Raw genomic sequence first — 22,218 nt, 5'->3', positions numbered from 1 at the left:
GGGCGCGTCAGAGTCACGCGTATGGAACGCTTCGCTTCGGTCCCCGACCAGTACGACCCCGAGGACGTACGAGAACGGGTGTTCGAGTACTGGGACGAGGTCGACGCATACGAACGGACGAAACAGCACCGGGCGGACGGCGAGGACTTCTTCTTCGTGGACGGCCCGCCGTACACGAGCGGCGCGGCGCACATGGGGACGACGTGGAACAAGACGCTCAAGGACGCCTACATCCGCTACCACCGGATGCAGGGCTACGACGTGACCGACCGCCCGGGCTACGACATGCACGGGCTTCCCATCGAGACGAAGGTCGAGGAGAAACTGGGGTTCGAGAACAAGAAGGACATCGAGGAGTACGGCATCGAGGCGTTCATCGAGGAGTGCAAGTCGTTCGCGGAGTCCCAGCTGGAGGGCCTGCAGTCCGACTTCAAGTCGTTCGGCGTGTGGATGGACTGGGAGAACCCCTACAAGACCATCGACCCGACGTACATGGAGGCCGCGTGGTGGGGGTTCTCGCGCGCCGCCGAACGCGACCTCGTGGAGCAGGGCAAGCGCTCCATCAGTCAGTGCCCGCGCTGTGAGACCGCCATCGCGAACAACGAAGTCGAGTACGAGGACGTCGAAGACCCGACCGTCTACGTGAAGTTCCCCCTCGCGGACGAGGAGGGAAGTCTCGTCATCTACACGACGACGCCGTGGACGATTCCCGCGAACGAGTTCGTCGCCGTGCACGAAGACCTCACGTACCAGAAGGTCGCGGCGGAGAAGGACGGCGAACGCGACGTGCTCTACGTCGCGGAGGACTGCGTGGAGAACGTCCTCTCGAAGGGCCGCTACGACGACTACGAGGTTCTCGACTCCTTCCCCGGCAGTCACATGCTCGGCTGGGAGTACGACCACCCGCTCCGGGAGGAAGTCCCGGACAACCCAGACACCGAGGACACTGGACGCGTCTACCACGCGGACTACGTCGAGGCCGAAGACACCGGTCTCGTGCACTCCGCGCCCGGCCACGGTGAGGTGGACTTCGAGCGCGGCGAGGAACTCGGCCTCCCCGTCTTCTGTCCCGTGGCGGGCGACGGCACGTACACCGAGCAGGGCGGGAAGTACGAGGGGCAGTTCGTGAAGGACGCCGACGAGGAAATCACGGACGACCTCGCGCGGAAGGGCCTCCTGCTCGCGTCCGGTACCGTGACGCACTCGTACGGCCACTGCTGGCGGTGCGACACGCCCATCCTCCAGCTCGCGACCGACCAGTGGTTCATCACCATCACCGACGTGAAGGACGACCTCCTCGACAACATGGAGGACTCGGAGTGGCACCCGCAGTGGGCGCGCGACAACCGGTTCCGGGACTTCATCGAGAGCGCGCCCGACTGGAACGTCTCCCGGCAGCGCTACTGGGGGATTCCCGTCCCCATCTGGGTCGCGGAGGGGACGAAGGGCGAGCACCCCGACGACCGCATCGTCGTCGGGAGCCGCGAGGAACTCGCCGAACTCGCAGACCAAGACCTCGACCCCGAGGAGTTGGACATCCACAAGCCGACCGTGGACGACGTGACCATCACCAGAGAGGGCGTGACGTACGAGCGCGTGCCGGACGTGTTCGACGTGTGGCTCGACTCCTCGGTGGCCTCGTGGGGGACGCTGAACTACCCGAGCGAGACGGCGGACTTCGAGGAGCTCTGGCCGGCCGACCTCATCATGGAGGCGCACGACCAGACCCGGGGCTGGTTCTGGAGTCAGCTCGGGATGGGGACGGCCGCGATGGACGAAGTGCCCTACGAGGAAGTCCTCATGCACGGGTACGCGAACATGCCGGACGGCCGCGGGATGTCGAAGTCGAAGGGCATCACCATCGAACCCCAGGAGGTCATCTCGGAGTACGGCGCGGATCCGATGCGGCTGTTCCTGCTGTCCGTCACGCCGCAGGGCGACGATATGAGTTTCTCCTGGGACGAGACGGAGAACATGGCGCGCGACCTCAACATCCTCTGGAACGTCTTCCGCTTCCCTCTCCCCTACATGCGGATGGACGGCTTCGATCCCGACGTGCCGGAGTCCGCGGGCGGGAGCGGCGTCGAACTCGCCGTGGACGACGACGCCCTGCTCGTGGAGGACGAGTGGCTGCTCTCCCGGTTGCAGGCTGTCAAACACGAGATGAACGCCTACTGGGACGACTTCGAGCAGCACCGCGCGCTCGACGAACTGCTCTCGTTCGTCGTGGAGGACGTCTCGCGGTACTACGTCCAGCTCGTCCGCGACCGCGTCTGGGAGGAAGACCAGACCGAGGCGAAGACCGCGGCGTACGCGACGCTCTACAAGGTTCTCCTCGAAGTGGTGCGGCTGCTCGCGCCGTACGCGCCGTTCGTCAGCGAGGAAATCTACGGATACCTCACGGGCGACGACGGCCACCCGACCGTCCACATGTGCGACTACCCCGCGGAGGAGGAGCGCTACCGCCAGCCGGCGCTCGAAGACGACGTGGCCGTGCTCCGCCGCATCGAGGAGGCGGGCGGGAACGCCCGCCAGCAGGCCGGTCGGAAGCTCCGGTGGCCGGTCGCGGAGGTCACCGTGGACGCCGACTCCGAGGCGGTCGTGGACGCCGTGGAGAGCCACCGCGGCATGCTCGCAGACCGCCTGAACGCGAGAACGATAACGGTCGTCGGCCCCGAGAAGAACTACGGGAACGTCGAGTACTCCGCGCGCGCCGACATGAGCGTGCTCGGCCCGGCGTTCGGCGGGGACGCCGGCGACGTGATGGACGCGCTGAACGAGGCGCGGGTCGCGAGCGACGACCTCGACGAACTCGAAGCCGTCGTGCGTGACGCGCTCGGCCGCGAGGTCGAACTCACGCCCGAGATGGTGGAGTTCGTGGAGGAGACGCCCGCGGACGTGGCGGCGACGGACTTCGACGGCGGCACCGTCTACCTCGACACCACGTTGGACGACGATGTGGAGAGCGAGGGCTACGCCCGCGAGGTCATCCGGCGCGCCCAGGAGCTACGGAAAGACCTCGACCTCGACATGGACGCCCAGATTCGCCTCGACGTCCGAGTGTTCGACGACCGGGTCGCCCGCCTCATCCACGAGCGCGAAGACCTCATCACGGAAGAGGTGCGGGCGCGCGAACTCGCGGAGGTCAGCGAGGACACCGCGAACGCGGTCGTGGAGGAGTACGAGGACGTCGAGGGCGTGCGAATGATACTCGGCGTGCAGAAAGTCTAGGAGAGGGCGGCGGCGACGGCTTCGGCGGCGCTGACTTCGCTGACGGCGCGCTCGATGGTGTCAGTGCCATAAATTTTCTCCGCGCCGGCGTTCGCAAGTTTGGTGCGCGCGTTCCCGGCGAGCAGCGGGTGGACGCACGTGACGTAGACGCGTTCGGGCGCGTCGAGGACGCTGATGGCTTCGCTCATCGTGGAGCCGGTGGCGATGATGTCGTCCACGACGACCACGTCCCGCCCCGTTACGTCGGTGTCGCTCGGTTCGATATCCACGTCCGTTCCCGAGTGCCGAGTCTTCTCGAAGTAGTCCGCGTCGCCGGGGCCGTAGGCGTCCCGCACGGACTGCGCGAGGTGTATCGCGCCGGCGTCGGGCGCGACGAACACGGGGTCGCGGAGGTCGTCGGGGAGCGCGGCGGCGAGCCGGGGCGCGGCGTTCACGTTCGCCGTCGGCACGGTGAAGAAGTCGCAGACGCCGGTCTCGTGGACGTTCACGGTGAGGACTCTGTCCGTGCCGGTGGAGACGGCGCGCGCGAGCGCCCGCGCCGAGACGGGTTCGCCGGGTTCGAAGGCGTCGTCCTGGCGCGCGTACCCCATGTAGGGGATGACGGTGACGACCTCGCTCGCGCCCGCCTCCCGGGCGGCGTCCTGTAACTGGAGGAGTTCGACGTAGTCCTCGTCCCCGGTGGTGCTGCAGACGACGACCGCCCGGCCATCCACGGGGGGGATGCGGACGAGGCGTTCGCCGTCCGGGAACCGCTCGTACTCCACGTCCGCGAGCGGCTCCCCGAGTTCCGCGGCGAGCGCGGCGGCGAGCCCCTGCGAGGACGACCCGCTGAGTATCATACGTGAGTCCTGCGTCCGACGGGGGGTATCGGTTTCGGTCCGCGGCACACGGAAAGCACTTGTCGGCGCACTCCACACTCCCGGTCGATGAGTCGGCTGTTCCCGTTCCGGTCGTCCGCGTCCGCCGACGCCGACGAGCCGCGGCTGGTCGATATCTCGGAGGACGCCGCGGACGACGTGTTCGCCGCGCTCTCCTCGGGAACGGCGCGCGCCGCGTACGCGGCGCTCCACGACGACCCCCGGACGGCGTCTGACCTCGCGGACGTGACGGACACGACCGTGCAGAACGTCCGCTACCACCTCGACAACCTCCAGGACGCGGGCCTGGTGGAGGTCGTAGACACGTGGTACTCGGAGCGCGGAACGGAGATGAAGGTGTACGCGCCGACGGACACGAGCCTCGTCGTGTTCGCGGGCGACGACGACGACCGCTCCACGCTCCTGACGGTGCTCCGCGAACTCGTCGGCGGCGTCGGCGCGCTCGCGGTCGGCGCGGTCGCCGTCCAGCGGTTCGCCGAGGAAGGCACGCTCGCCCCCAGTTCCGGCGCGCCGACCGGGAACGTCACCGAAACCACCACCACGACCGACGGCGGAACGGTCGCGGAGACGACGACAACGGAGACGACGACGGACGCGGTGACGACGGCGGCGCAGACCACCGACGGCGCGACGACGATGACGCGAACCACGGCGGAGGCGACGGGGACGCAGGTGTCGTACACGCAGACGACGGAGGCAGTGACGCAGACGGCGGCACCGACGACGGCGGACACGGTGACGCAGACCGCGACCACGACCGCGGAGGCCGCGGCGGCGAGTCCGGACGTGCTCGCGCCCGGTCTCGTGTTCTTCGCGGGCGGCCTGGTCGTGTTGCTCGCGGTGCTGGCGTACCGGCACGCCCGCTAGGGGACGGCGATGCCCGCCACGTCGCGAAGTCCCAGGGTTCGGGAGCGCCAGCCGTCGCCCGCGTCCACGAGCAGGGTCGCGTCCGCGGTGATGGCGTACACCGCGCCGTCGCCGTGCGCCACATCGACCAGCGCGGCGTCCGCGTGAGTCGAGCGTTCCCGCCAGCCGTCGGGCGTGCGTTCGTGGAGCGCGCCGTCCACGACGGCGTGCGCGCGCTCGCCGTCCGCGACCACGGCGGTCGCGTCTCCCGAAAGTTCGTCGAGCCAGCCGTTCCCGAGTCGGAACAGGCCCTCCGCGGTCGCGGCGTACGGCCCGGCGGCGGCCACGTCGGCGGCGTCGTCCAGGCCGGCGTGTTCGACGCCGTCGGGCGTGACGCGGTGGACGCCGTCCGCGGCCGCGACGAGGTCGCCGTCGATGGCGCGAGCGTCCGCGACCGCGCCGCGTTCGACCCACTCGCCGTCGGCGTACTCGGCGAGCGTTCCCGACGAGTCGGCGGCGAGGAGTCCCGTTCCGTACCCGACAGCGACGGAACGCGAGAACCCGATTTCCTCAAACTCGTCCTCGTCGGCGGTGACGACGACGCCGTCCTCGGTGGCGACCGCGCCCTCGCCGGGACGGGCCGCGACGCCGCGGGCGGTACAGCGGTGTGCGAGGCCGAATCGACCGATCTGGTCGGCGGACACCGACACCGAGGCGACGCCCATCCCGGTGGCGACGAGCACGACCTCGCTGTCCTCCTTCTCGGCGTACACGCGTTTCTCGTCGATGGTCGGCATACCCGACCCATCGGGTTTCGGCGTGAAAGCGTTGCGGCTATCCGCCTCGACCGAGAAGGCCGCGTATGAAGCGACGCGGGTTCCTCGCGGCGGCCGGAACCGGAACGCTGGGCGCGCTCGCCGGCTGTGCGGGAGCCCTGAGCACGCAGTCCCCGGAGTGGCGGTTGCGCGCGATGGCCATCACGGAGGACACCGCGAGCGAGACGGAGACGACGTGCACGCTGAACGAGCCGTTCGTGGAGGCGTACCCGAACCTCCAGAACGTGCTCGCGCTCGCCGCGCAGGCCGAGACCGGCGAGTGGCAGATAGTTCGCGTGCGACTCGAAGCCGGGAACGAACTCGGGGACGCGCTCTACGAGTTCTGCGGCGGCTCCATCCGGGGCGCGTACTACTACAAAGACCAGCCGTACTACATCAGCCTCGTGGACACCCGACCCGAGAACGACCAGGGACACGGCGCGCACGACCACTAACGGAACGCCTTAGGACGGCCGGACTAAGGGACGCGTATGAAGGTGTTCGGGTCGAGCGGGACGCGGGGCGTGGCGAACGAGGAGCTCACGCCCGGGTTCGTGCTCGACGTGGCGAAGGCGGCGGGGACGCTCTGGGGGGCGGACCGCGTGGCCGTCGCGCGGGACACGCGCGCGACCGGCCGGATGCTCGCGAACGCGGCGACCGCGGGCTTGCAGGCCGTCGGGTCGGACGTGGACCGACTCGGCGTCGTTCCGACCCCGGGAACCCAGGTGTACTGCGAGGAGGAGGGCGTGCCGGCGATGATGATTACCGCGTCGCACAATCCGCCCGAGTACAACGGCGTGAAGCTCGTCGGCCCCGACGGAATCGAACTTTCCGTGGACGAACTCGAACGCGTGGAGAACGTCTTCCTCGGGGACGCCTACGAGACCGTCGCGTGGGACGAGACGGGCGACGACCGCGCCGTGGAGGACGCGCGGCGGCGGTACACCGACCAGCTCATCGACGCCGTCGATACTGACCGCATCCGGGACGCCGAATTGACGGTCGCGCTCGACCCCGGACACGGCGCGGGCGCGCTCACCAGCCCCGACTTCTACCGCGAACTCGGCTGCGAGGTCGTCACCGTGAACAGCCAGCCGGACGGCCGGTTCCCCGGTCGCGACCCCGAGCCGGTCGAGGAGAACCTCGCCGACCTCGGACGGCTCGTGGAGGCCGCGGACGCCGACGTGGGCATCGCGCACGACGGCGACGCCGACCGCGCCATCTTCTTCGACGAGACCGGCACGTACGTCGAGGGCGACGCCGCGCTCGCCGCACTCGCCGCCGCCGAGTTAGGGGAGGGCGACACCGCGGTGTCGGCGGTGAACGTCAGTCAGCGCCTCGTGGACGTCTGCGAGGACGCGGGTGCGACCCTCGACCTCACGCCGGTCGGGAGCACGCGCATCATGACCCGCATCCGCCAGCTCCACGCCGAGGGCGAGACCGTGCCCGTCGCCGGCGAGGGGAACGGCGGCATCATCTTCCCGAACTACCGACTCACCCGGGACGGCGCGTACACCGGCGCGCGCTTCCTCGAACTCCTCGCCGAGAAATCCGCGAGCGAGGTCGTCGAACCCTACGCCGACTACTGGAACGTCCGCGTGAACGTCCCCTACGACTCCGAGTCGGAACGCGAACGCATTCTCGGCGCGGCCGAATCGTACGCCCGCGACGCCGACGCGGACCTCACCACCGTGGACGGTTACCGCCTCGATTACGGCGACGCGTGGGTGCTTGCGCGCCCGAGCGGCACCGAACCCGTCGTTCGCGTGTACGCCGAAGCGACGAGCGCCGACCACGCCCGCGACCTCGCAGAAGACTTCGCGGCCGCGCTCGACTAGTCGAGCGCCGCGTCCAGTTTCTCCCGTTCCTCCCGTACCTGTTCGAGGTCGTCCGCGACCTGCCCGGACTCGATTTCCGCCTGCTCCTCGGCGGTGAGTTCGTCCGCCGCGACGGCGGCGGTGCGGAGGCGGGCGTAGTCCCCGCGGAGCGCGACGTTCCGCACCTCGCGGGCGAGCGCGACCGTCTCGTCGTCCGCGAACCGCGCGACCACGGCGACGAGTTCGCGCGCCCGATACCGGAGTTCGTCCGCCGGCAACGGCGGCCACTCGACCGTCAGGGGGTCGGCGTCGAGGCGGTCGAGGTAGGTCGTGTTCCCGCCGACCGCGCGCTTCAGCCGCTGGGGTTGCTCGACGTAGTGGTCGAGTTTCGACACCGAGTAGTCCGCGAACTCCAGGAGTTCCGAGATAGGTTTCTCGCCCGCGTCGGCCTCGCGGACGTACGCGTCGAGGTCGCTCGGCGGATGCGGAATACCCACGAGCGGGTAGCCGGCGGCGGTCTCCGCGAAGTCGAGGAAGTCGCGGGCGGTCGCCGCCCCGCGGAAGTCGGAGAAGTCGTCGCGGACGGCGTCGTTGTAGGACTCGATGGGGTCGCGGAGTTCCTCCGTCGGGGCGTCGAGGTCGGCGTTCCCGAGTTCGTGGAGGCGTTCGAGGTCGGCGAGGCGCTCCTCCACCGTGTCGAGGCGGTCGCGAACCGCGCGCACGGCCTCCCGGTAGCGCTCCCGGGCGTCCGCCCGCGTTTCGAGGAGGTCGCGGTACTCGCGCGCCGGCTCCAGGGCGTCTCGGGCGTTCTCGAAGTCTGACTCCGAGACCCGGCGTTTGTCGAGGCGGTCGTCGTACGCCTCGAACGCGCCCCGGACGGGGAAGTCGTCGGGGATGTCGTCGAGCAGGTCGTCCACCTCGCCCTGGAACGCGACGAACGACTGGAAGTCGCCGGTGCCGGTCGCGGTCTCCTCGTACTTCTCGAGGAGGCGTTCCGCGCGCTCCAGTTTCTCGACGACGCGGTCGATGGTGTCCTCGCCGACCTCCTCGACGGCCGCCTCCGCGTCCTCGCGGGCGGTCTCGGCGGCGTCGAGTTCCGCGAGGACGCTACTCGTAGACGGCATCCGGGTCGAACACCTGTTCACCGACGGTGTCGCCGTCGAGCGTCCGGTGGAAGCACGATTCGTAGCCCGTGTGGCACGCGCCGCCCGCCTGCTCCACGAGGTAGAGGATGGCGTCGCCGTCGCAGTCCACGCGGATTTCATCGATTTCCTGGGTGTGGCCGCTCGTCGCGCCCTTCTCCCAGAGTTCCTCCCGGGATCGACTGTAGTAGTGCGCGCGCCCCGTCTCCCGGGACTTCGCGAGCGCCTCGCGGTTCGCGTACGCGAGCATCAACACGTCGCCCGTGTCGGCGTCCTGCGCGACCGCCGGGACGAGGCCGTCGTTCCCGAAGTCGAGGTCCACGCCGAACTCTGCTGACATAGTCGAATCGACGGTGCTGGGACGGATAGTCTTTCTGTCAGCCGGTTCGTCCCGTCACGACCCGCCACCCGACGTAGCAGACGGCGGCGAGAATCAGTCCCAGGAGGAGGCCGTACAGGGTGCCGGTGGCGGCCGTCGCGGCGACGACGACGGCGGCGAGCAGGGCGACGACCGCGGCGTGTTCGAGGTCGCGGGCGCGGACGAGCGCGGCGACGGCGAGCGCGGCGAGCGCGACGATACCGCCGAAAATCGGCGTGAACGTGACGAGGAGCGTGTACGCGAACACCGCGAGTCCGAGGAGGGCGAGGACGCCAGCGGCGGCGTCGTGTCGGTCGAGAGCCATGTTCGAGGGTTTCGCGCGGACACCAAGGCCGTTTCGCCTACACGAGACCGATGAGTCGCATCAGGGCGAACAGGAGGTCGCCGGCGGTGAGCGCGAGCAGGAGACCGACGAACAGCGGGACGATGAACGGGACGCCCGGCGTTATCCAGACCCGGGTCTGGCTCGTGATGACATCGAGGCCGTCGCGGAGTTTCGCGGGCGTGGTGCCGTACGCCGTGGAGTCGATGTCGTCGAGGAAGCGCGCCGCCCCCCACGGGTCGTCGTACTCGCCCGCGGCCTCGCGCGGGTCGGGTTCGGACGCGGGGTCGGGAATCTCCTCCGTCGTCACCGACCCGTCACCGGGGTCGTTCGTTTCCTCGGGCACCGTCGCGGGGTCGCGGTAGCGCTCGGGGTGCGCGAGCAGTTGGCCGAGCGTGACGCCCCGCCACCGCAGGTACATCCGGAGCGCGTCCAGGTCGAGGCCGCCGCGCGAGAACCCCTCGGGGGTTTCGAGGAGGCTTCCGTGCGCCTCCGCCAACTGGTGGGTGGTGACGGGCCGCCCGACGAACATCAGTTTCGAGACCACGCCCGTGAGCGCGTTCCGCAGGCCGAGCGCGAGCGGATACCCCAGACTGGCGAGCATCGCGTTCGTCACCACCGTCACCGAGAACACGCCCAGCTGGGTGCGGACGAGCGGGAGCGCGAGGTCGGCGACGTAGTAACTCGGATACGTCGGATAGAGCAGGGCGACGACGCAGAACGCCTTGAAATCCGCGCCCCCGAACCCGCCGATGAACCAGAACACGTACGCCAGCGGAATCACCAGCAGGCTCACCGCCGCCCGCACCAGAAAGACGCTCGTCCGCTCAACCAGCACGTACTCCCACGCCAGCAGGCCGAGGCCGAGCGCGACGAACGGATACCAGAGTTCGTTCGGCACCCGCCGCACGCGCACGTCGTGGTAGGCCGCCCACGCCAACGCCGGCACGAAGAGGAGTCGAAGGAGGTCGGGAATCGTCGCGTACACTACCCCAATCAGCGGGGGCCGGCGTGTTAGGCGTTACTGCCCGCGCCCGCCGAGCCGCCGGCTACGGAGGTGGAAAGAACGGAGAAAGCTGGACGCCGCGTTAGAGTGACGCAGGACGGCTGTCCTGCGAACCGTAACGCTGTCGCGTTAGATGACGCGGTTCTGGAGGTAGTCGAGGTGCTTCGCGTTGTAGACGATCTTGACTTCCTCCGTCTCGGGGCTGCCGATGCAGGTGAGGCGGACGTTCTTCTCCTCGACCTCCTCGTCGGAGAGGATCTGCTGCATGTCCATGTTGATTTCGCCCTCCTTGAGGATGGACGCGCAGTTCGCGCACGCACCGGCGCGGCACGAGAACGGCCAGTCGTAGCCCTGGGCCTCGGCGGTTTCGAGGATGTAGCCGCCCTGGGGGACGTCGAGTTCGCCGTAGTCCTCGGCGTCGAGACCGGCGTCTGCGGCTTTCTCGAAGAGGTCGTCGTCCTCGATATCCCAGCCGTGGTCGTCCAGCACTTCGTAGTTGAGGTATTCGACGGTTGGCATCACCCGACGGTTCTACGGCCGGAGTCATATGGCTTGTGGGATGCGTCCGTCCTCAGGGCGTGTAAAGCGGTATCAGGCTGAACAGTCCCCACGAGGCGACGGCGGCGATGGAGGGGGTGAGCACCCAGAGGACGACGACGCGGGCGGTGGTGGAGGGGTCGAAGAGGTCGCTGGCGACGAGTTCGTCGGGGTCTTCCTCGCCCATCGCGGGAACCTCGTCGGGGCGGTCTGCGGCGAGCGCGTTCATGCTGACTTTCGCGTCCACGTCCCGGCGCGCCACGTCGGTGGCTTTCACGGTGCGGGTGGCGCGCCCCCAGCCGAGGCCGACGATGGACATCGTGGCGGAGACGGCGAGGCTGGCGGGGATGCCGATGGTGGAGAGGAAGGTGATGAGGCTCGCGGAGACGACCTCAACGATGAGCGCGGCGAGCAACGGGAGGTCGGTGAGGTCGTTCCCGACGGTGTCGAGGGTGCGGCGGGCGATGGTGAACGCGCCGAGGCCGATGGCCGCGCCGGCGAGCAGGACGCCGTTGCTGGCGGTGATGGCGTCGCTCCCGACGAGGGGGGCGACGGCGTTCGCGACGTTCGACGCGCCCGCGGAGAACGCCATGTAACAGCCGATGACGACGACGAGCGCGCTCGCGACGAGTTCGCGGCCGGTGGCGTCGTCCGCGATGCGCGGCCGGAGTCCCTCCAGGGAGACGACGGAGCGCTCGGATTTCTCGATGGGGAACGCGGCGTCGAGGTAGGGGTAGAGGTAGCGGCCGATGACGGCGCACACCCAGAACGCGAGGATGGGCGCGACGAGCCACCAGACGACGATTTCGCCCATGACGGCCCAGTCGAGCGTGCCGGACGCGACGCCCAGTCCGGCGATCGCGCCGACGGCGGTCATGGACGTGGAGGCGGGGACGCCGAACGTGTTCGACACGAGGAGCGCCAGGCCGACGAAGAAGAGGACGCCGACGGACGCCGCGAGCGTGAACGTGTCGGCGGGGACGATGTCGCCGCCCATCGTGTCGATGACGTTCCGACCGACCGTCCACCCGCCGAGCAACGCGAACCCCGTCATGAGGCCGGCCGCGCCGAGCTTGGAGACGACGTTACTCCCGACGGCGGGCCCGAACGCGACGCCGGTCGATGACCCGCCGATGTTGAATCCGACGAACACGGCGACCGCGAGGCCGACGACCAGGAGCAGTTCCATCTATCCGGGATACTCGTTCGCGGCGTTTGAACCCCCCGAAAAACCGGCGGCGTTTTTCCGCGTCGGGTTCGAACTCGGGGTATGTTCGAGTCTTTCGAGGTCGTCCCCGCCGTGGACATGCAGGACGGGGAGGCGGTGCAGTTAGTGCAGGGGGAGCGCGGCACGGGAACGACGTACGGCGACCCGCTCGCCGCCGCGGAGAACTGGGTGAGTGAGGGCGCACAAACCCTCCACCTCGTGGATTTGGACGGCGCGTTCGAGGGGCAGCGGAAGAACGCGGACGCCGTCGAAGCCATTCTCGCGGCCGTGGACGTGGACATCCAGCTCGGCGGCGGCGTGCGCACCGCGGCGGACGCGATGGGACTCCTCCGCCTCGGCGTCGACCGCGTCATCCTCGGGACGGCGGCGGTCGAAGACCCCGGAATCGTGGACGTGGTGACGAACAGCTACCCCGACGGCGTGCTCGTCAGTCTCGACGCGAAGGACGGCGAGGTCGTCGTCTCCGGCTGGACCGAAGGCACGGGTCTCGACCCCGCGGACGCCGCGGAGCGCTACGAGGAACTCGGCGCGTCCGGCATCCTGTTCACGGACGTGGACGTGGAGGGCCAGGAGGCGGGCGTGCGCACCGGGGAAATCGAGCGGGTCGCGAGCGCCGTGGACATCCCCGTCGTCGCGTCCGGCGGCGTCGCCACCGTCGAGGACGTGGTCGCGACGAGGGACGCGGGCGCGGCCGCCGCCGTCGTCGGCACCGCGCTCTACGAGGGGAACTTCACGCTCCGCGAGGCCCAGGAGGCCGTCGGGCAGCGCTAGACCCTTGTGGGGGCCGATAGTAGGAGGGGTATGAGCGAGAGAAGCGCGAGCGTCGCACGCGCGACCGCCGAAACCGAAATCGAGGTCGCCCTCGACGTGGACGGAACCGGGGAGAGCGACATCGAGACGGGTATCGGCTTCTTCGACCACATGCTGGAGTCGTTCGCGAAACACGGCCTGTTCGACCTCACGGTCTCCTGCGCGGGCGACCTCGACATCGACGACCACCACACCGTCGAGGACGTGGGCATCGTCCTCGGGCGCGCGTTCGCGGACGCGCTCGGCGACAAATCGGGCCTGGAGCGGTTCGCCGACCGCCGCGTCCCGCTCGACGAAGCCGTCGCGAGCGTCGTCCTCGACCTCTCCGGCCGCCCGCTCTACGAGTTCAGCGGCGAGTTCAGCCAGGAGTACGTGGGCGAGTTCACGAGCGTGATGGCCCGGCACTTCTTCCGGTCGTTCGCCGTGAACGCCGGCGCGACTCTCCACGTGGACGTCGAGGGCGAGAACGCCCACCACGAGATAGAGGCCGCGTTCAAGGCCGTGGCGCGCGCGCTGGACGACGCGACGCGCGTGGACGACCGCCGGCAGGGCGTCGCGAGCACGAAAGGCCAGCTGTAGATGTTCGACGAGATACTCGAAAAGTTCGAGGGAAGCCCCGGCCAGCAGGCCGTCATCCGCCTCCTGCTCGAACGCGGCTTCTCCGTGAACGACGAGGGCCGCGTCGTCTCCGGCGACATCGAAATCCCCTACACCCAGATAGCGCAGGAGGCCGGCGTCGATAGGCGCGTGGTGGACTCGACGACGGACGCCATCCTCGCGGACGACGACCTCACCCGCATCTTCCGGAACATCAGTCAGATTCCGAGCCTGATGGACCTCGCGCCCGTCCTCGACCTCACCGTCATCACCATCGCCGTGAACGACGCCGACGAGTCCGGTATCGTCGCGCAGGTCACGAGCCTCGTCGCCGAGTACGACATCAGCATCCGGCAGACCATCAGCGAAGACCCCGAGTTCACGGACGAACCCCGGCTCTACCTCGTCACGGACGAAGCCCTCCCCGGCGACCTCGTCACCGACCTGATGAACCTCGACTTCGTGCGGTCGGTCGAGCTGTCCTGATGGCGGACTCGTACCGAACCGTCGCGACCCCCGGACGGGCGTCCTTCGAGGTGCGGGGCTCCGAGTTCATCGGGCACGTCCGACCCACGGCCACGACCGACGACGCGGAGTCGTTCATCGACGCCGTGCGCGACGAGTACGACGACGCGACCCACAACGTTCCGGCGTATCGAGTCAGAGTCGAATCGGGTGGGCCGGGCGACGACTACATGCTGCGGGAGTACCAGAGCGACGACGGGGAGCCGTCGGGGTCGTCGGGGAAACCGGCGTTGAACGTCCTGCAGGGCGAGGAGTTGGAGAACGTCGCGGTCGTCGTCACCCGGTACTACGGCGGGACGAACCTCGGCGTCGGCGGGCTGGTGCGGGCGTACTCGAAGGCCGTGAAGGACGCCGTCGCGGACGCCGGAACCGTCGAGGAGCGCCCGCAGGAGTCCTTTTCGGTGACGGTCGAATACGACGACTCCGGGACGGTGCGCGGCATCCTCGAATCCGCGGACTGCGCGTTCGACGCCGACTACGGCGAGAACGTGGCCTTCTCGGTGACCGTCGCCACGGACGACGCGAAAGCGCTCCGCGACCGGATTCGGAACGCGACGAGCGGCCGCGCGGACATCGCGTAGTTTCGAACCGAAATGTCCTTTGTGGCGGGTTCCCACGCGATGGTATGAATCGGATTCGTGCGAGCGAGTATCACGACATCGCGAAGCCGAGCGACCCCCGGGTGTCTCCGGACGGCGACCGGGTGGCGTTCGTGCGGCGCGTGCCCGAGGACGACGAGTCCTACGACGCCACCGTGTACGTGGTGCCCGTGGGCGGCGGGGAGCCGCGGCAGTTCACGACGGGCGAGGGCGCGGACTCCCAGCCGCGGTGGTCGCCGTCGGGCGACCGCCTCGCGTTCGTCAGCACGCGCGGCGGCGACGACGACCGCCCCCAGTTGTGGATTCTCCCGACGAGCGGCGGGGAGGCGCGGCGCGTGACGGACGTGCCGGGCGGCGTCTCGAACCCCGAGTGGAGTCCGGACGGCGAGCGCCTCCTGTTCACGCAGTCGGTCACCCCCACCGAGCGCGAGGACGGCATCGACCTCGAACTCCCCGACGAGGAGTACGAGCGCGACCCGCCCGACCCCCGCGTCATCGACCGCCACATCTACCGCGCCGGCGCGCGCTACATCGACGACGCCCGCAACCACGTCTACGTCCTCGACACGGACACCGAGGAGCTGGAGCGCGTCACGGACGGCGACTTCGACCACGTCTCCGCGACCTGGGGCGATTCCAGCACCGTCTTCTTCGGCGTGAAGCGCGGCGCGGAGCCGGACGATTCGATGACGTTCGACGTGGACGCCTACGACCTCGACGCCGGGACGGCGGAGACCGTGACGGAGGTGACGGGCTGGATGCCGATGCTCGCCGCCACCCCGGAGACGCTCGCGTACACGTGGACGCCGCTGGAGAACGCGTCGATGCGGCAGTCCGAAATCGACGTGCTCGACCGCGAAACGGGCGGCGTGGAGACCGTCACCGACGACATCGACCGCACCGTGAGCGCGCTCGGACTGGAGTTCCGGGAGGACGCACTGTACTTCGCGACGCCCGACGAAGGCCGGGTCGTGTTGCGACGCGCGACGGACGACGGCGTCGAGACGGTGCTCGACACGGGCGGCCACATCGACGGGTTCTCCGTCGCGTCGGACGCCGTGGCGTTCACGCAGTCCGAGTGGGACCACCCCGGCGACGTGTTCGCCGCGACCCCCGGCGGCGCAGAGGAAGTCCGCCTCACGCGGTTGAACAGCGACTACCTCGACGACCGCGCCGTCTCCGAACCCGAAGAACTGTGGTTCGAGAACGGCGAGGGCGACAGTACTGACCCGTCTGCCGAACCGGGCCAGACCAATACTGACCCGTCTGCCGAACCGGGCCAGACCAATACTGACCCGTCTGCCGAACCGGGTCATACCGAGATTCAGGGCTGGGTGCTCACCCCGCCCGACTTCGACCCCGACGAGACGTACCCGCTCGCGGTGGAGATTCACGGCGGCCCGCACGCGATGTGGAGCACCGCGGGCACGATGTGGCACGAGTTCCAGACGCTCGCCGCCGCGGGCTACGTCGTCTTCTGGTCGAACCCCCGCGGCTCGACCGGCTACGGCGAGGCGTTCGCGACCGCCATCGAGCGCGACTGGGGCGACGTGACGATGACGGACGTGATGGCCGGCGTCCGGGAGGTCGCGAGCAGGGAGTACGTAGACGAGGACGACGCGTTCGTCACCGGCGGAAGTTTCGGCGGGTACATGACGGGCTGGATCGTCGGCCACACGGACTACTTCGACGGCGCGGTCGCCCAGCGCGGCGTCTACGACCTCTCTTCCTTCTACGGCTCCACGGACGCGTTCAAGCTCGTGGAGGGCGACTTCGGCACGACGCCCTGGGAGGAACCCGACTTCCTCTGGGAGCAATCCCCGGTCGCGTACGCCGACCGGGTGGAGACGCCGACGCTCGTGGTGCACGCGGACAACGACTTCCGCGTCCCCGTGAACAACGGCGAGATGTTCTACCTCTTCATGAAGAAAAACGGCGTGGACACCCGCCTCGTCAGGTATCCGCGGGAGGGCCACGAACTCTCCCGGTCGGGCGAACCCGGGCACGTCGTCGATCGCCTGGAGCGCATCGTCCGGTGGTTCGACGGCTACTCCGCGCACTCGGACGCCGAGCGCGCGCTCGACCGCCCCGCGAACGACGGCCTGAGCGCGGGCGACGACGAGGACGAGGACGACGATACGGACACCGAGTCGTAAGGAGCGCTCGGTAGCCGTCCGGGGGTCGGCTTCGTTCGGAACGAACGCGATAAAACCGCAAGACTGCGCGGGGCTTCGAGGTGAAGCGAAGGGGTTAGGCGAGGACGTATATCGCGACGATGCACGCGCCGGCGATGACGAACCCGCCCATGAAGAACGCGCGAACCGCGACGATGCGCGGCGACGTGCGATTCCACTCGTCGTGCTCGTGGAGGTCCTGCCAGGCGGTCATCGGGTTTCGCCCCATCACCTTCGCGTTCTCGACGTGGTCGTCCGCTCCGCTCGTCAACGCGAGCGAGACGCAGGCGAACACGAACGCCAGCGCGAGCGCGACGTTCCCCGGCGGGAACGCCTGGGAGGCGGCGACGCCGAGCGCTATCGCGACGACGGCGGCGGGAACGAGGACGCCGTAGAGTGCGACGATGCGAAGCAGTCGTTTCATACGCGCGCCGACGTATCCGGGATAAGTAAATTAGTCGACGATGATGTTCTCGTCGTCCACGGTGGTCGTCTCCTCGGGCTGCATCTCGGCCTCGTAGCGGTCGATCCAGTCCGCGAAGCACGTCGGGCAGAGCCGCTGTTGGTCAATCTGAGAGCGGTCGACCGTGACGCGGACGGTGCGGGCGAGCGCGTCCGATACGTCGTCCCCGCAGTGCGCGCAGGAGTCCTCCGACATACGTACCGCATACACGCCGAGGTATAAAGAACTGCGGCGTCAGAAGCCGTACGCCACCCCGAACGTCCAGAGGAGGCCCGCGACGGAGAACACGAGGATCTGTCGCGCGATGCGCTGGCGCTCCTCGGGATCCATGCGGTCGCGCGCCTCGATGTCGGGGCCGCCGTCGCCGCCGCGCGCGAACGACGCGAGGCGCTTCCAGAGCGAGTCCGGGAGGTCGCGCTCGCGCTCCGTCTTCGTCTCGACCACGGAGAGCGCGTAGAGGAGGAGCGCGAGCAACGGGAGAGTGAGGACGATGAGCGCGAAGTCGGGCGCGACGCCGACCAGCACCGCACCCCCGTAGACGACCGCGACGACGAGAAGGGGGAGCGCGACGGCGAGCGCGAACAACGCGACCGGAGTCATACGTGAAGACGCTCGTGGGCGAGGTTGGGCGTTACGGTTCCTACTTCGTGCGGAACGCGCGGTCGCCCGCGTCCCCGAGACCGGGGATGATGTAGCCCTCCTCGTTGAGGTGGTCGTCGATGCTGACCGTGAGGAGGTCTGCCTCCGGGAACCCCTCCTGGACGCGGAGGAGGCCGTCGGGCGCGGAGACGGCGGAGAGCACGAAGAGGTTCTCCGGGTCGGCCTGTCCGTCGAGGACGGTTTCGAGGACGGTGCACATCGTGGAGCCGGTGGCGAGCATCGGGTCGGCGACGATGACCGTGTCGTCCGCCGTGATTTCGGGGAGTTTCACGTAGTCCACGGTGATGGGGAACGTGCCGTCCTCGCGCTGGCCGGACTCGTCGCGGCCCGCGCTGATGACGCCCTGCTTCGCGCGCGGGAACGCCTTCAGAAGCCCCTCGACGAACGGCGTCGCCGCCCGCAGGACGTTGATGATGACCACGTCGTCCAGTCCCTTCACGCGCTCCCCGGTGGTCGGCGCGAGCGGGGTTTCGAGTTCGACGTACTCGGTCTCCATCACGCCGTCGATGACCTCGTACCCGCAGATGCGGCCGAGTTTCACCAGTCCCTTGCGGAACCCGACCTGCTCCGTCGATTCGTCCCGAATCCGGGAGAGCGTGTCCTTCGCGAGCGCGTGCGTGATGACGTGCGCGTTCTCGCGGTCCTCGATTGGCATACCGGAAAAACGGGCCGGGGATTGCGTTAAGGTATCGGTTACGCGGCGCGTAGCGCCGCGGAACACGCGAGCGGGGGACAGGCGGAACGCCGGTTCCGTCGAACGGCGCGGTGCGGCGACGGTGGAGCCGGGAGCGGGAGCGTCCGTGCGAGCGGGTGACAGCGACAACACGTAAGGCGGCGGGCGTCCTATGCGCGTCAAACCGCGATGGAAGAGAGTATCTCCGGGTTCAAGGTTCGGGGTGACTGGGGCGATATCGTCGAGCACGGCGAGCGCGTGACGTACGCGTTGCGCGAGGCGGGCGTCGAGTCCGACGCGCTGTCGGCGTGGGACGAGTGGCGGCCGAAGGCGCACGAGCGCATCGACGAGGAGGTGTCGGAGAAGACGGCCGCGCAGGCGAGCGTGGACGAGGGCGAGGGCGAGCGCGCGGGGCGGTCGGCGGACGACGACCTCGGGTCGGCGGGCGAGCGCCTGACCGAGTCCTACGAGAAACTCGGAGAGGACGACGTGGACGGCGCGGTGTCGAAGTGGCAGGACTCCATCGACTACGTGGCGCGCGCCGCGGACACGGCGGGCCGGAAGGCGTTGCGAACCATCGAGAACACCGTGTACCGGAAGGTGATGACGCAGATCGCGCCCTACTACTTCGACAACGACCTCGTGAGCGCGAACGTCCGGTACGTGCGCTCCCAGGAGGAGTTCGTGTTCGAGGTGAACGTGAACGACGACGACCTGAAGGACGCGGTGCGGGAGTACCTCGAATCATACGAGGAGGACGTAGAGCGCTGGCACGTGGACGCGGAGAAGGACGTGGAGTCCGTCGCGGCCGCCGAAGGCGTCGAACTCCCGGAGACGGACGGGGACGCGGACACGAACCCGACGACGAACTAAGCGACACCCTCAAGCCGCGGCCACCACACGGACGCGTATGGCAGGTCTCGTGATTCTGGTCGTCGCCGCGGTCGCGAGCCTCTTCATGGCGTGGGCTATCGGCGCGGGGTCGTCGGGGTCGACGCCGTTCGCGCCCGCGGTCGGCGCGAACGCGATTCCGGTGATGCGCGCGGGGTTCCTCGTCGGCATCCTCGGGCTCGCGGGCGCGGTGTTTCAGGGCGCGAACGTGAGCGAAGCCGTCGGCCAAGACCTCATCATCGGACAGTCGCTCTCCCCGACGGCGGCGGTCATCGCGCTCACCATCGCCGCCGTGCTCGTCGCCGTCGGCGTGTTCGCGGGCTACCCCATCGCCACCGCGTTCACCGTCACGGGCGCGGTGGTGGGCACCGGCCTGGCGATGGGCGGCAGTCCCGCGTGGGCGAAGTACCAGCAGATAGCGACGCTCTGGGTGCTCGTACCGTTCGTCGGCGGCGGCATCGCGTACGCCACCGCGCGGGCGCTCCGCCGCCTCGACCGCGACCGCGTCGTCATCCCCGTTCTCGGCGGCGTCGTCGGCCTCATCATCGCGAACATCCGGTTCGTCTTCCTCGGCCCCGCCGGAACCAGTCGGTCGCTCTCCGCCGCGGTTACGCCCGGTCTCCCGGGGCGCGCGGCCGTGTCGCTCGTCGTCGCCGCGCTCGTCGCGCTCGTGCTCTACCGCGAAATCGACCGCGACCCCGCGCGCGGCCAGCGGCGCTTCCTCCTCGCGCTCGGCAGCCTCGTCGCGTTCAGCGCCGGCGGCAGTCAGGTCGGCCTCGCGGTCGGCCCGCTCCTCCCGCTCGTCGGCGGGGACGTCCCCATCACGTACGTGCTCGTCGGGGGCGGCATCGGCCTGCTCGCCGGGTCGTGGACGGGCGCGCCCCGCATGATAAAAGCGCTCAGCCAGGACTACTCCAGCCTCGGCCCCCGCCGCAGCATCGCGGCGCTCATCCCGAGTTTCGCCATCGCACAGACCGCCGTCTTCTTCGGGATTCCAGTCTCCTTCAACGAGATAATCGTCTCCGCCATCGTCGGTAGCGGGTACGCCGCGGCGGGCGCGGGCGGCGGCGTGAGCAAGCGAAAGATGGTGTTCACCGTGCTCGCGTGGGTCGGGTCGCTCGCGCTCGCGCTCGGCGCGAGCTACGGCGCGTACGTCGGCGTGGACGCGGTGTTCTAGGCCTCGGGGTCTTCCTCCTCGGCTTCGAGTGACTCCGCGTCGTCGTCGGGTTCCTCGACGCGGGAGACGCGCGCTTTCATGATGCGCGTGTTCTCCACGGTCTCCGCGCGGAGTTCGACGCCGTCGTACTCGAACGTCTCACCCTCCTCCACGAGGCGGCCCGCGCGGTTGAAGATGAAACCCGCGATGGTCTCGAACTCCTCGCCCTCCGGGAGGTCGATGTCGAGCGCGTCGTTCACCTCGTCGATGTTCACTTCGCCGCGCACGAGCACGGCGTCGTCGTCCACGAACGTCACCGGCTTTTCCTCCTCGCCTTCGAGGATTTCGCCCACGATTTCCTCGATGAGGTCTTCGGTCGTGATGAGGCCCTCCGTGGTGCCGAACTCGTCCAGCACGACGACCATGCCGACGCGCTCGTCCTGCATCTCCGCGAGGAGTTCGTCCACGTTCTTCGACTCGGGGACGTGCAGAGTCGGTTCGATGAGGTCGGAGAGCGCGACCGTCTCGCCCTCGCCGTAGACGTGCTGGCGCACGAGGTCGCGGAGCGCGACGACCCCGATGACGTTGTCCAGGCTTCCCTCGTAAATCGGGAGTCGTTCGTGGCCGGACTGCACGCACGTCTGGATGGCCTCGTCGACGGACGCGTCCTTCGGCACCGCGTCCACGTCGAGCCGCGGCGTCATCACCTCCTTCGCGATGGTATTGTTGAACCGGAAGATGCGCTGGAGCATCTCGCGTTCGTCCTCCTCGATGACGCCCTCGCGCTCTCCGGTCTTGATCATCTCCTGAATCTCGTCCCGGGAGACGTACGAGGTCTCGATGGCCGCGCGCCCGCCGGTGACGCGGTTGACGAGCCGCGTGAGGTAGTCGAACGTGACGACGAGCGGGTAGAGGACGCGTTCGGAGAGCTTGAGGAAGGGCGCGACGCGGAGCGACCACGACTCCGTGTTCTCGACCGCGTACGACTTCGGGCCGGACTCCCCGAACAGGAGGACGAGCGCGGTGACGCCGAACGTCGAGACGAGCACCGCGACGCCGGAGTTCGTGACGTACATCCCGACGAGCGCGGTGGCGAGCGAGGACATCGCGATGTTCACGAGGTTGTTCCCGACGAGAATCGTCACGAGGAGTCGGTGCGGGTCTTCTTTGAGGTCAGCTACGGTCTTCGCACCGGGAACGCCGTCCTCGCGGAGCGCGTCGATACGGTGGCGAGCGATGGAGAACATCGCTATCTCGGAGGACGAGAAGAACGCCGAAAGCGCCATCAGGAGGATTATCGCAACCACGCCGAGCGCGGCGTACGTATCAGTCCCGAGTGTCACGCCGAACACCAGCGGTGTCAGTACCGGAGACAAACCCACAATAGTCGTGGGTTTCGTCCCCGTCCGATTAAACGTTACCCCCTGCGTGCCGCGGGCAACACGTTTACGCCGGGTTCGACCGAACGA

The 22,218-nt window shown here is 68.9% G+C and carries 24 protein-coding genes; 11 read left to right on the top strand and 13 right to left on the bottom strand.

From position 1 onward, the window contains the following. The first annotated feature begins 21 nt into the window (after positions 1 to 21). Positions 22 to 3,231 carry an isoleucine--tRNA ligase gene (gene ileS, locus LI334_RS01145; RefSeq protein WP_227261336.1) on the top strand — a complete coding sequence of 1,070 codons (3,210 nt, stop codon included), beginning with the start codon at positions 22 to 24 and terminating at the stop codon, positions 3,229 to 3,231. Here ileS and LI334_RS01140 read toward each other — a convergent pair. Next, positions 3,228 to 4,070, bottom strand: coding sequence for a ribose-phosphate diphosphokinase (locus LI334_RS01140; protein ID WP_227261335.1), 843 nt, complete (start codon positions 4,068 to 4,070; stop codon positions 3,228 to 3,230). The genes ileS and LI334_RS01140 overlap by 4 nt on opposite strands. An 87-nt stretch (positions 4,071 to 4,157) precedes the next feature. Between LI334_RS01140 and LI334_RS01135 the strand changes: the two genes are divergently transcribed. Beyond that, entirely contained in the window at positions 4,158 to 4,976 is an 819-nt protein-coding gene (locus tag LI334_RS01135; RefSeq protein ID WP_227261334.1) for an ArsR/SmtB family transcription factor, read from the top strand. Here LI334_RS01135 and LI334_RS01130 read toward each other — a convergent pair. Then, positions 4,973 to 5,752, bottom strand: a complete 780-nt coding sequence (locus tag LI334_RS01130) for an HVO_0234 family beta-propeller protein (RefSeq protein ID WP_227261333.1) — start codon at positions 5,750 to 5,752, stop codon at positions 4,973 to 4,975. The two genes, LI334_RS01135 and LI334_RS01130, sit on opposite strands and share 4 nt — an antisense overlap. Before the next feature lie 65 nt (positions 5,753 to 5,817). Between LI334_RS01130 and LI334_RS01125 the strand changes: the two genes are divergently transcribed. Beyond that, a complete protein-coding gene (locus tag LI334_RS01125; protein WP_227261332.1) occupies positions 5,818 to 6,225 on the top strand; it encodes a hypothetical protein in 408 nt (135 codons plus the stop codon). A 36-nt stretch (positions 6,226 to 6,261) separates the two neighbouring features. Beyond that, on the top strand, positions 6,262 to 7,608 hold the full coding sequence (glmM, locus tag LI334_RS01120) for a phosphoglucosamine mutase (RefSeq protein WP_227261331.1): 1,347 nt from the start codon (positions 6,262 to 6,264) through the stop codon (positions 7,606 to 7,608). On the opposite strand, the gene LI334_RS01115 is transcribed toward glmM, so the two are convergent. The 6 genes from LI334_RS01115 to LI334_RS01090 all read right to left on the bottom strand — a co-directional run bounded on the left by LI334_RS01115 (position 7,605) and on the right by LI334_RS01090 (position 12,162). Further along, complete coding sequence (locus tag LI334_RS01115) at positions 7,605 to 8,711, bottom strand: DUF7118 family protein (RefSeq protein ID WP_227261330.1); 1,107 nt, start codon at positions 8,709 to 8,711, stop codon at positions 7,605 to 7,607. The genes glmM and LI334_RS01115 overlap by 4 nt on opposite strands. Then, positions 8,695 to 9,069, bottom strand: a complete 375-nt coding sequence (hisI, locus tag LI334_RS01110) for a phosphoribosyl-AMP cyclohydrolase (RefSeq protein WP_227261329.1) — start codon at positions 9,067 to 9,069, stop codon at positions 8,695 to 8,697. Before hisI ends, LI334_RS01115 begins: the two co-directional genes overlap by 17 nt. Before the next feature lie 37 nt (positions 9,070 to 9,106). Beyond that, complete coding sequence (locus LI334_RS01105) at positions 9,107 to 9,412, bottom strand: hypothetical protein (protein WP_227261328.1); 306 nt, start codon at positions 9,410 to 9,412, stop codon at positions 9,107 to 9,109. A gap of 37 nt (positions 9,413 to 9,449) precedes the next feature. Next, on the bottom strand, positions 9,450 to 10,418 hold the full coding sequence (locus LI334_RS01100; protein ID WP_227261327.1) for an A24 family peptidase: 969 nt from the start codon (positions 10,416 to 10,418) through the stop codon (positions 9,450 to 9,452). Between the two features lie 147 nt (positions 10,419 to 10,565). Further along, positions 10,566 to 10,955: a ferredoxin Fer gene (gene fer / locus LI334_RS01095; protein WP_227261326.1), complete on the bottom strand. Its 390-nt coding sequence runs from the start codon at positions 10,953 to 10,955 to the stop codon at positions 10,566 to 10,568. A gap of 52 nt (positions 10,956 to 11,007) precedes the next feature. Further along, positions 11,008 to 12,162 carry an inorganic phosphate transporter gene (locus LI334_RS01090; protein WP_227261325.1) on the bottom strand — a complete coding sequence of 385 codons (1,155 nt, stop codon included), beginning with the start codon at positions 12,160 to 12,162 and terminating at the stop codon, positions 11,008 to 11,010. Between the two features lie 81 nt (positions 12,163 to 12,243). Between LI334_RS01090 and hisA the strand changes: the two genes are divergently transcribed. From hisA to LI334_RS01065, 5 genes are read left to right on the top strand one after another with little or no spacing between them, the layout of a single operon-like run. Then, complete coding sequence (gene hisA, locus LI334_RS01085; protein WP_227261324.1) at positions 12,244 to 12,972, top strand: 1-(5-phosphoribosyl)-5-[(5-phosphoribosylamino)methylideneamino]imidazole-4-carboxamide isomerase; 729 nt, start codon at positions 12,244 to 12,246, stop codon at positions 12,970 to 12,972. A gap of 30 nt (positions 12,973 to 13,002) precedes the next feature. Further along, the gene (hisB, locus tag LI334_RS01080; protein WP_227261323.1) at positions 13,003 to 13,590 is read left to right on the top strand and encodes an imidazoleglycerol-phosphate dehydratase HisB; all 588 of its coding nucleotides are present in this window, start codon (positions 13,003 to 13,005) and stop codon (positions 13,588 to 13,590) included. Next, complete coding sequence (locus LI334_RS01075; RefSeq protein WP_227261322.1) at positions 13,591 to 14,094, top strand: amino acid-binding protein; 504 nt, start codon at positions 13,591 to 13,593, stop codon at positions 14,092 to 14,094. Further along, a complete protein-coding gene (locus LI334_RS01070) occupies positions 14,094 to 14,714 on the top strand; it encodes an IMPACT family protein (RefSeq protein WP_227261321.1) in 621 nt (206 codons plus the stop codon). The genes LI334_RS01075 and LI334_RS01070 overlap by 1 nt, the downstream gene beginning before the upstream one ends. 44 nt (positions 14,715 to 14,758) lie before the next feature. Continuing rightward, on the top strand, positions 14,759 to 16,888 hold the full coding sequence (locus tag LI334_RS01065; protein WP_227261320.1) for a S9 family peptidase: 2,130 nt from the start codon (positions 14,759 to 14,761) through the stop codon (positions 16,886 to 16,888). A 94-nt stretch (positions 16,889 to 16,982) separates the two neighbouring features. Here the strand turns inward: LI334_RS01065 and LI334_RS01060 are convergent, their stop codons facing one another. From LI334_RS01060 to upp, 4 genes are read right to left on the bottom strand one after another with little or no spacing between them, the layout of a single operon-like run. After that, positions 16,983 to 17,330, bottom strand: coding sequence for a hypothetical protein (locus tag LI334_RS01060; RefSeq protein ID WP_227261319.1), 348 nt, complete (start codon positions 17,328 to 17,330; stop codon positions 16,983 to 16,985). Between the two features lie 30 nt (positions 17,331 to 17,360). After that, on the bottom strand, positions 17,361 to 17,564 hold the full coding sequence (locus tag LI334_RS01055) for a DUF7569 family protein (protein ID WP_227261318.1): 204 nt from the start codon (positions 17,562 to 17,564) through the stop codon (positions 17,361 to 17,363). 39 nt (positions 17,565 to 17,603) lie between these two features. Continuing rightward, positions 17,604 to 17,969, bottom strand: a complete 366-nt coding sequence (locus LI334_RS01050; protein WP_227261317.1) for a hypothetical protein — start codon at positions 17,967 to 17,969, stop codon at positions 17,604 to 17,606. A 40-nt stretch (positions 17,970 to 18,009) separates the two neighbouring features. Further along, the gene (gene upp / locus LI334_RS01045) at positions 18,010 to 18,684 is read right to left on the bottom strand and encodes a uracil phosphoribosyltransferase (RefSeq protein WP_227261316.1); all 675 of its coding nucleotides are present in this window, start codon (positions 18,682 to 18,684) and stop codon (positions 18,010 to 18,012) included. Positions 18,685 to 18,891: 207 nt separating this feature from the next. Here upp and LI334_RS01040 point away from each other — a divergent pair, with 207 nt between their 5' ends. Further along, on the top strand, positions 18,892 to 19,575 hold the full coding sequence (locus LI334_RS01040; protein ID WP_227261315.1) for a DUF5828 family protein: 684 nt from the start codon (positions 18,892 to 18,894) through the stop codon (positions 19,573 to 19,575). Positions 19,576 to 19,612: 37 nt separating this feature from the next. Then, complete coding sequence (locus LI334_RS01035; protein WP_227261314.1) at positions 19,613 to 20,770, top strand: inorganic phosphate transporter; 1,158 nt, start codon at positions 19,613 to 19,615, stop codon at positions 20,768 to 20,770. Here the strand turns inward: LI334_RS01035 and LI334_RS01030 are convergent. Beyond that, positions 20,767 to 22,092: a hemolysin family protein gene (locus tag LI334_RS01030; RefSeq protein ID WP_406675875.1), complete on the bottom strand. Its 1,326-nt coding sequence runs from the start codon at positions 22,090 to 22,092 to the stop codon at positions 20,767 to 20,769. The genes LI334_RS01035 and LI334_RS01030 overlap by 4 nt on opposite strands. Positions 22,093 to 22,218: the final 126 nt, after the last annotated feature.

The organism is Salarchaeum japonicum, from assembly GCF_020614395.1.
Taxonomy (GTDB): Archaea; Halobacteriota; Halobacteria; order Halobacteriales; family Halobacteriaceae; genus Salarchaeum; species Salarchaeum japonicum.
This window is presented reverse-complemented; position numbering and strand designations above follow the sequence as displayed.

Bases quoted from the DNA above. Each gene is read 5' to 3' on its own strand.
- fer (WP_227261326.1), bottom strand. From the start codon at position 10,955: ATGCCAACCGTCGAATACCTCAACTACGAAGTGCTGGACGACCACGGC.
- LI334_RS01140 (WP_227261335.1), bottom strand. From the start codon at position 4,070: ATGATACTCAGCGGGTCGTCCTCGCAGGGGCTCGCCGCCGCGCTCGCC.
- LI334_RS01130 (WP_227261333.1), bottom strand. From the start codon at position 5,752: ATGCCGACCATCGACGAGAAACGCGTGTACGCCGAGAAGGAGGACAGC.
- hisA (WP_227261324.1), top strand. From the start codon at position 12,244: ATGTTCGAGTCTTTCGAGGTCGTCCCCGCCGTGGACATGCAGGACGGG.
- upp (WP_227261316.1), bottom strand. From the start codon at position 18,684: ATGCCAATCGAGGACCGCGAGAACGCGCACGTCATCACGCACGCGCTC.
- ileS (WP_227261336.1), top strand. From the start codon at position 22: ATGGAACGCTTCGCTTCGGTCCCCGACCAGTACGACCCCGAGGACGTA.
- LI334_RS01035 (WP_227261314.1), top strand. From the start codon at position 19,613: ATGGCAGGTCTCGTGATTCTGGTCGTCGCCGCGGTCGCGAGCCTCTTC.
- LI334_RS01040 (WP_227261315.1), top strand. From the start codon at position 18,892: ATGGAAGAGAGTATCTCCGGGTTCAAGGTTCGGGGTGACTGGGGCGAT.
- LI334_RS01050 (WP_227261317.1), bottom strand. From the start codon at position 17,969: ATGACTCCGGTCGCGTTGTTCGCGCTCGCCGTCGCGCTCCCCCTTCTC.
- LI334_RS01115 (WP_227261330.1), bottom strand. From the start codon at position 8,711: ATGCCGTCTACGAGTAGCGTCCTCGCGGAACTCGACGCCGCCGAGACC.
- hisI (WP_227261329.1), bottom strand. From the start codon at position 9,069: ATGTCAGCAGAGTTCGGCGTGGACCTCGACTTCGGGAACGACGGCCTC.
- LI334_RS01125 (WP_227261332.1), top strand. From the start codon at position 5,818: ATGAAGCGACGCGGGTTCCTCGCGGCGGCCGGAACCGGAACGCTGGGC.
- hisB (WP_227261323.1), top strand. From the start codon at position 13,003: ATGAGCGAGAGAAGCGCGAGCGTCGCACGCGCGACCGCCGAAACCGAA.
- LI334_RS01065 (WP_227261320.1), top strand. From the start codon at position 14,759: ATGAATCGGATTCGTGCGAGCGAGTATCACGACATCGCGAAGCCGAGC.
- LI334_RS01070 (WP_227261321.1), top strand. From the start codon at position 14,094: ATGGCGGACTCGTACCGAACCGTCGCGACCCCCGGACGGGCGTCCTTC.
- LI334_RS01135 (WP_227261334.1), top strand. From the start codon at position 4,158: ATGAGTCGGCTGTTCCCGTTCCGGTCGTCCGCGTCCGCCGACGCCGAC.
- LI334_RS01105 (WP_227261328.1), bottom strand. From the start codon at position 9,412: ATGGCTCTCGACCGACACGACGCCGCCGCTGGCGTCCTCGCCCTCCTC.
- LI334_RS01060 (WP_227261319.1), bottom strand. From the start codon at position 17,330: ATGAAACGACTGCTTCGCATCGTCGCACTCTACGGCGTCCTCGTTCCC.
- LI334_RS01075 (WP_227261322.1), top strand. From the start codon at position 13,591: ATGTTCGACGAGATACTCGAAAAGTTCGAGGGAAGCCCCGGCCAGCAG.
- LI334_RS01090 (WP_227261325.1), bottom strand. From the start codon at position 12,162: ATGGAACTGCTCCTGGTCGTCGGCCTCGCGGTCGCCGTGTTCGTCGGA.
- glmM (WP_227261331.1), top strand. From the start codon at position 6,262: ATGAAGGTGTTCGGGTCGAGCGGGACGCGGGGCGTGGCGAACGAGGAG.
- LI334_RS01055 (WP_227261318.1), bottom strand. From the start codon at position 17,564: ATGTCGGAGGACTCCTGCGCGCACTGCGGGGACGACGTATCGGACGCG.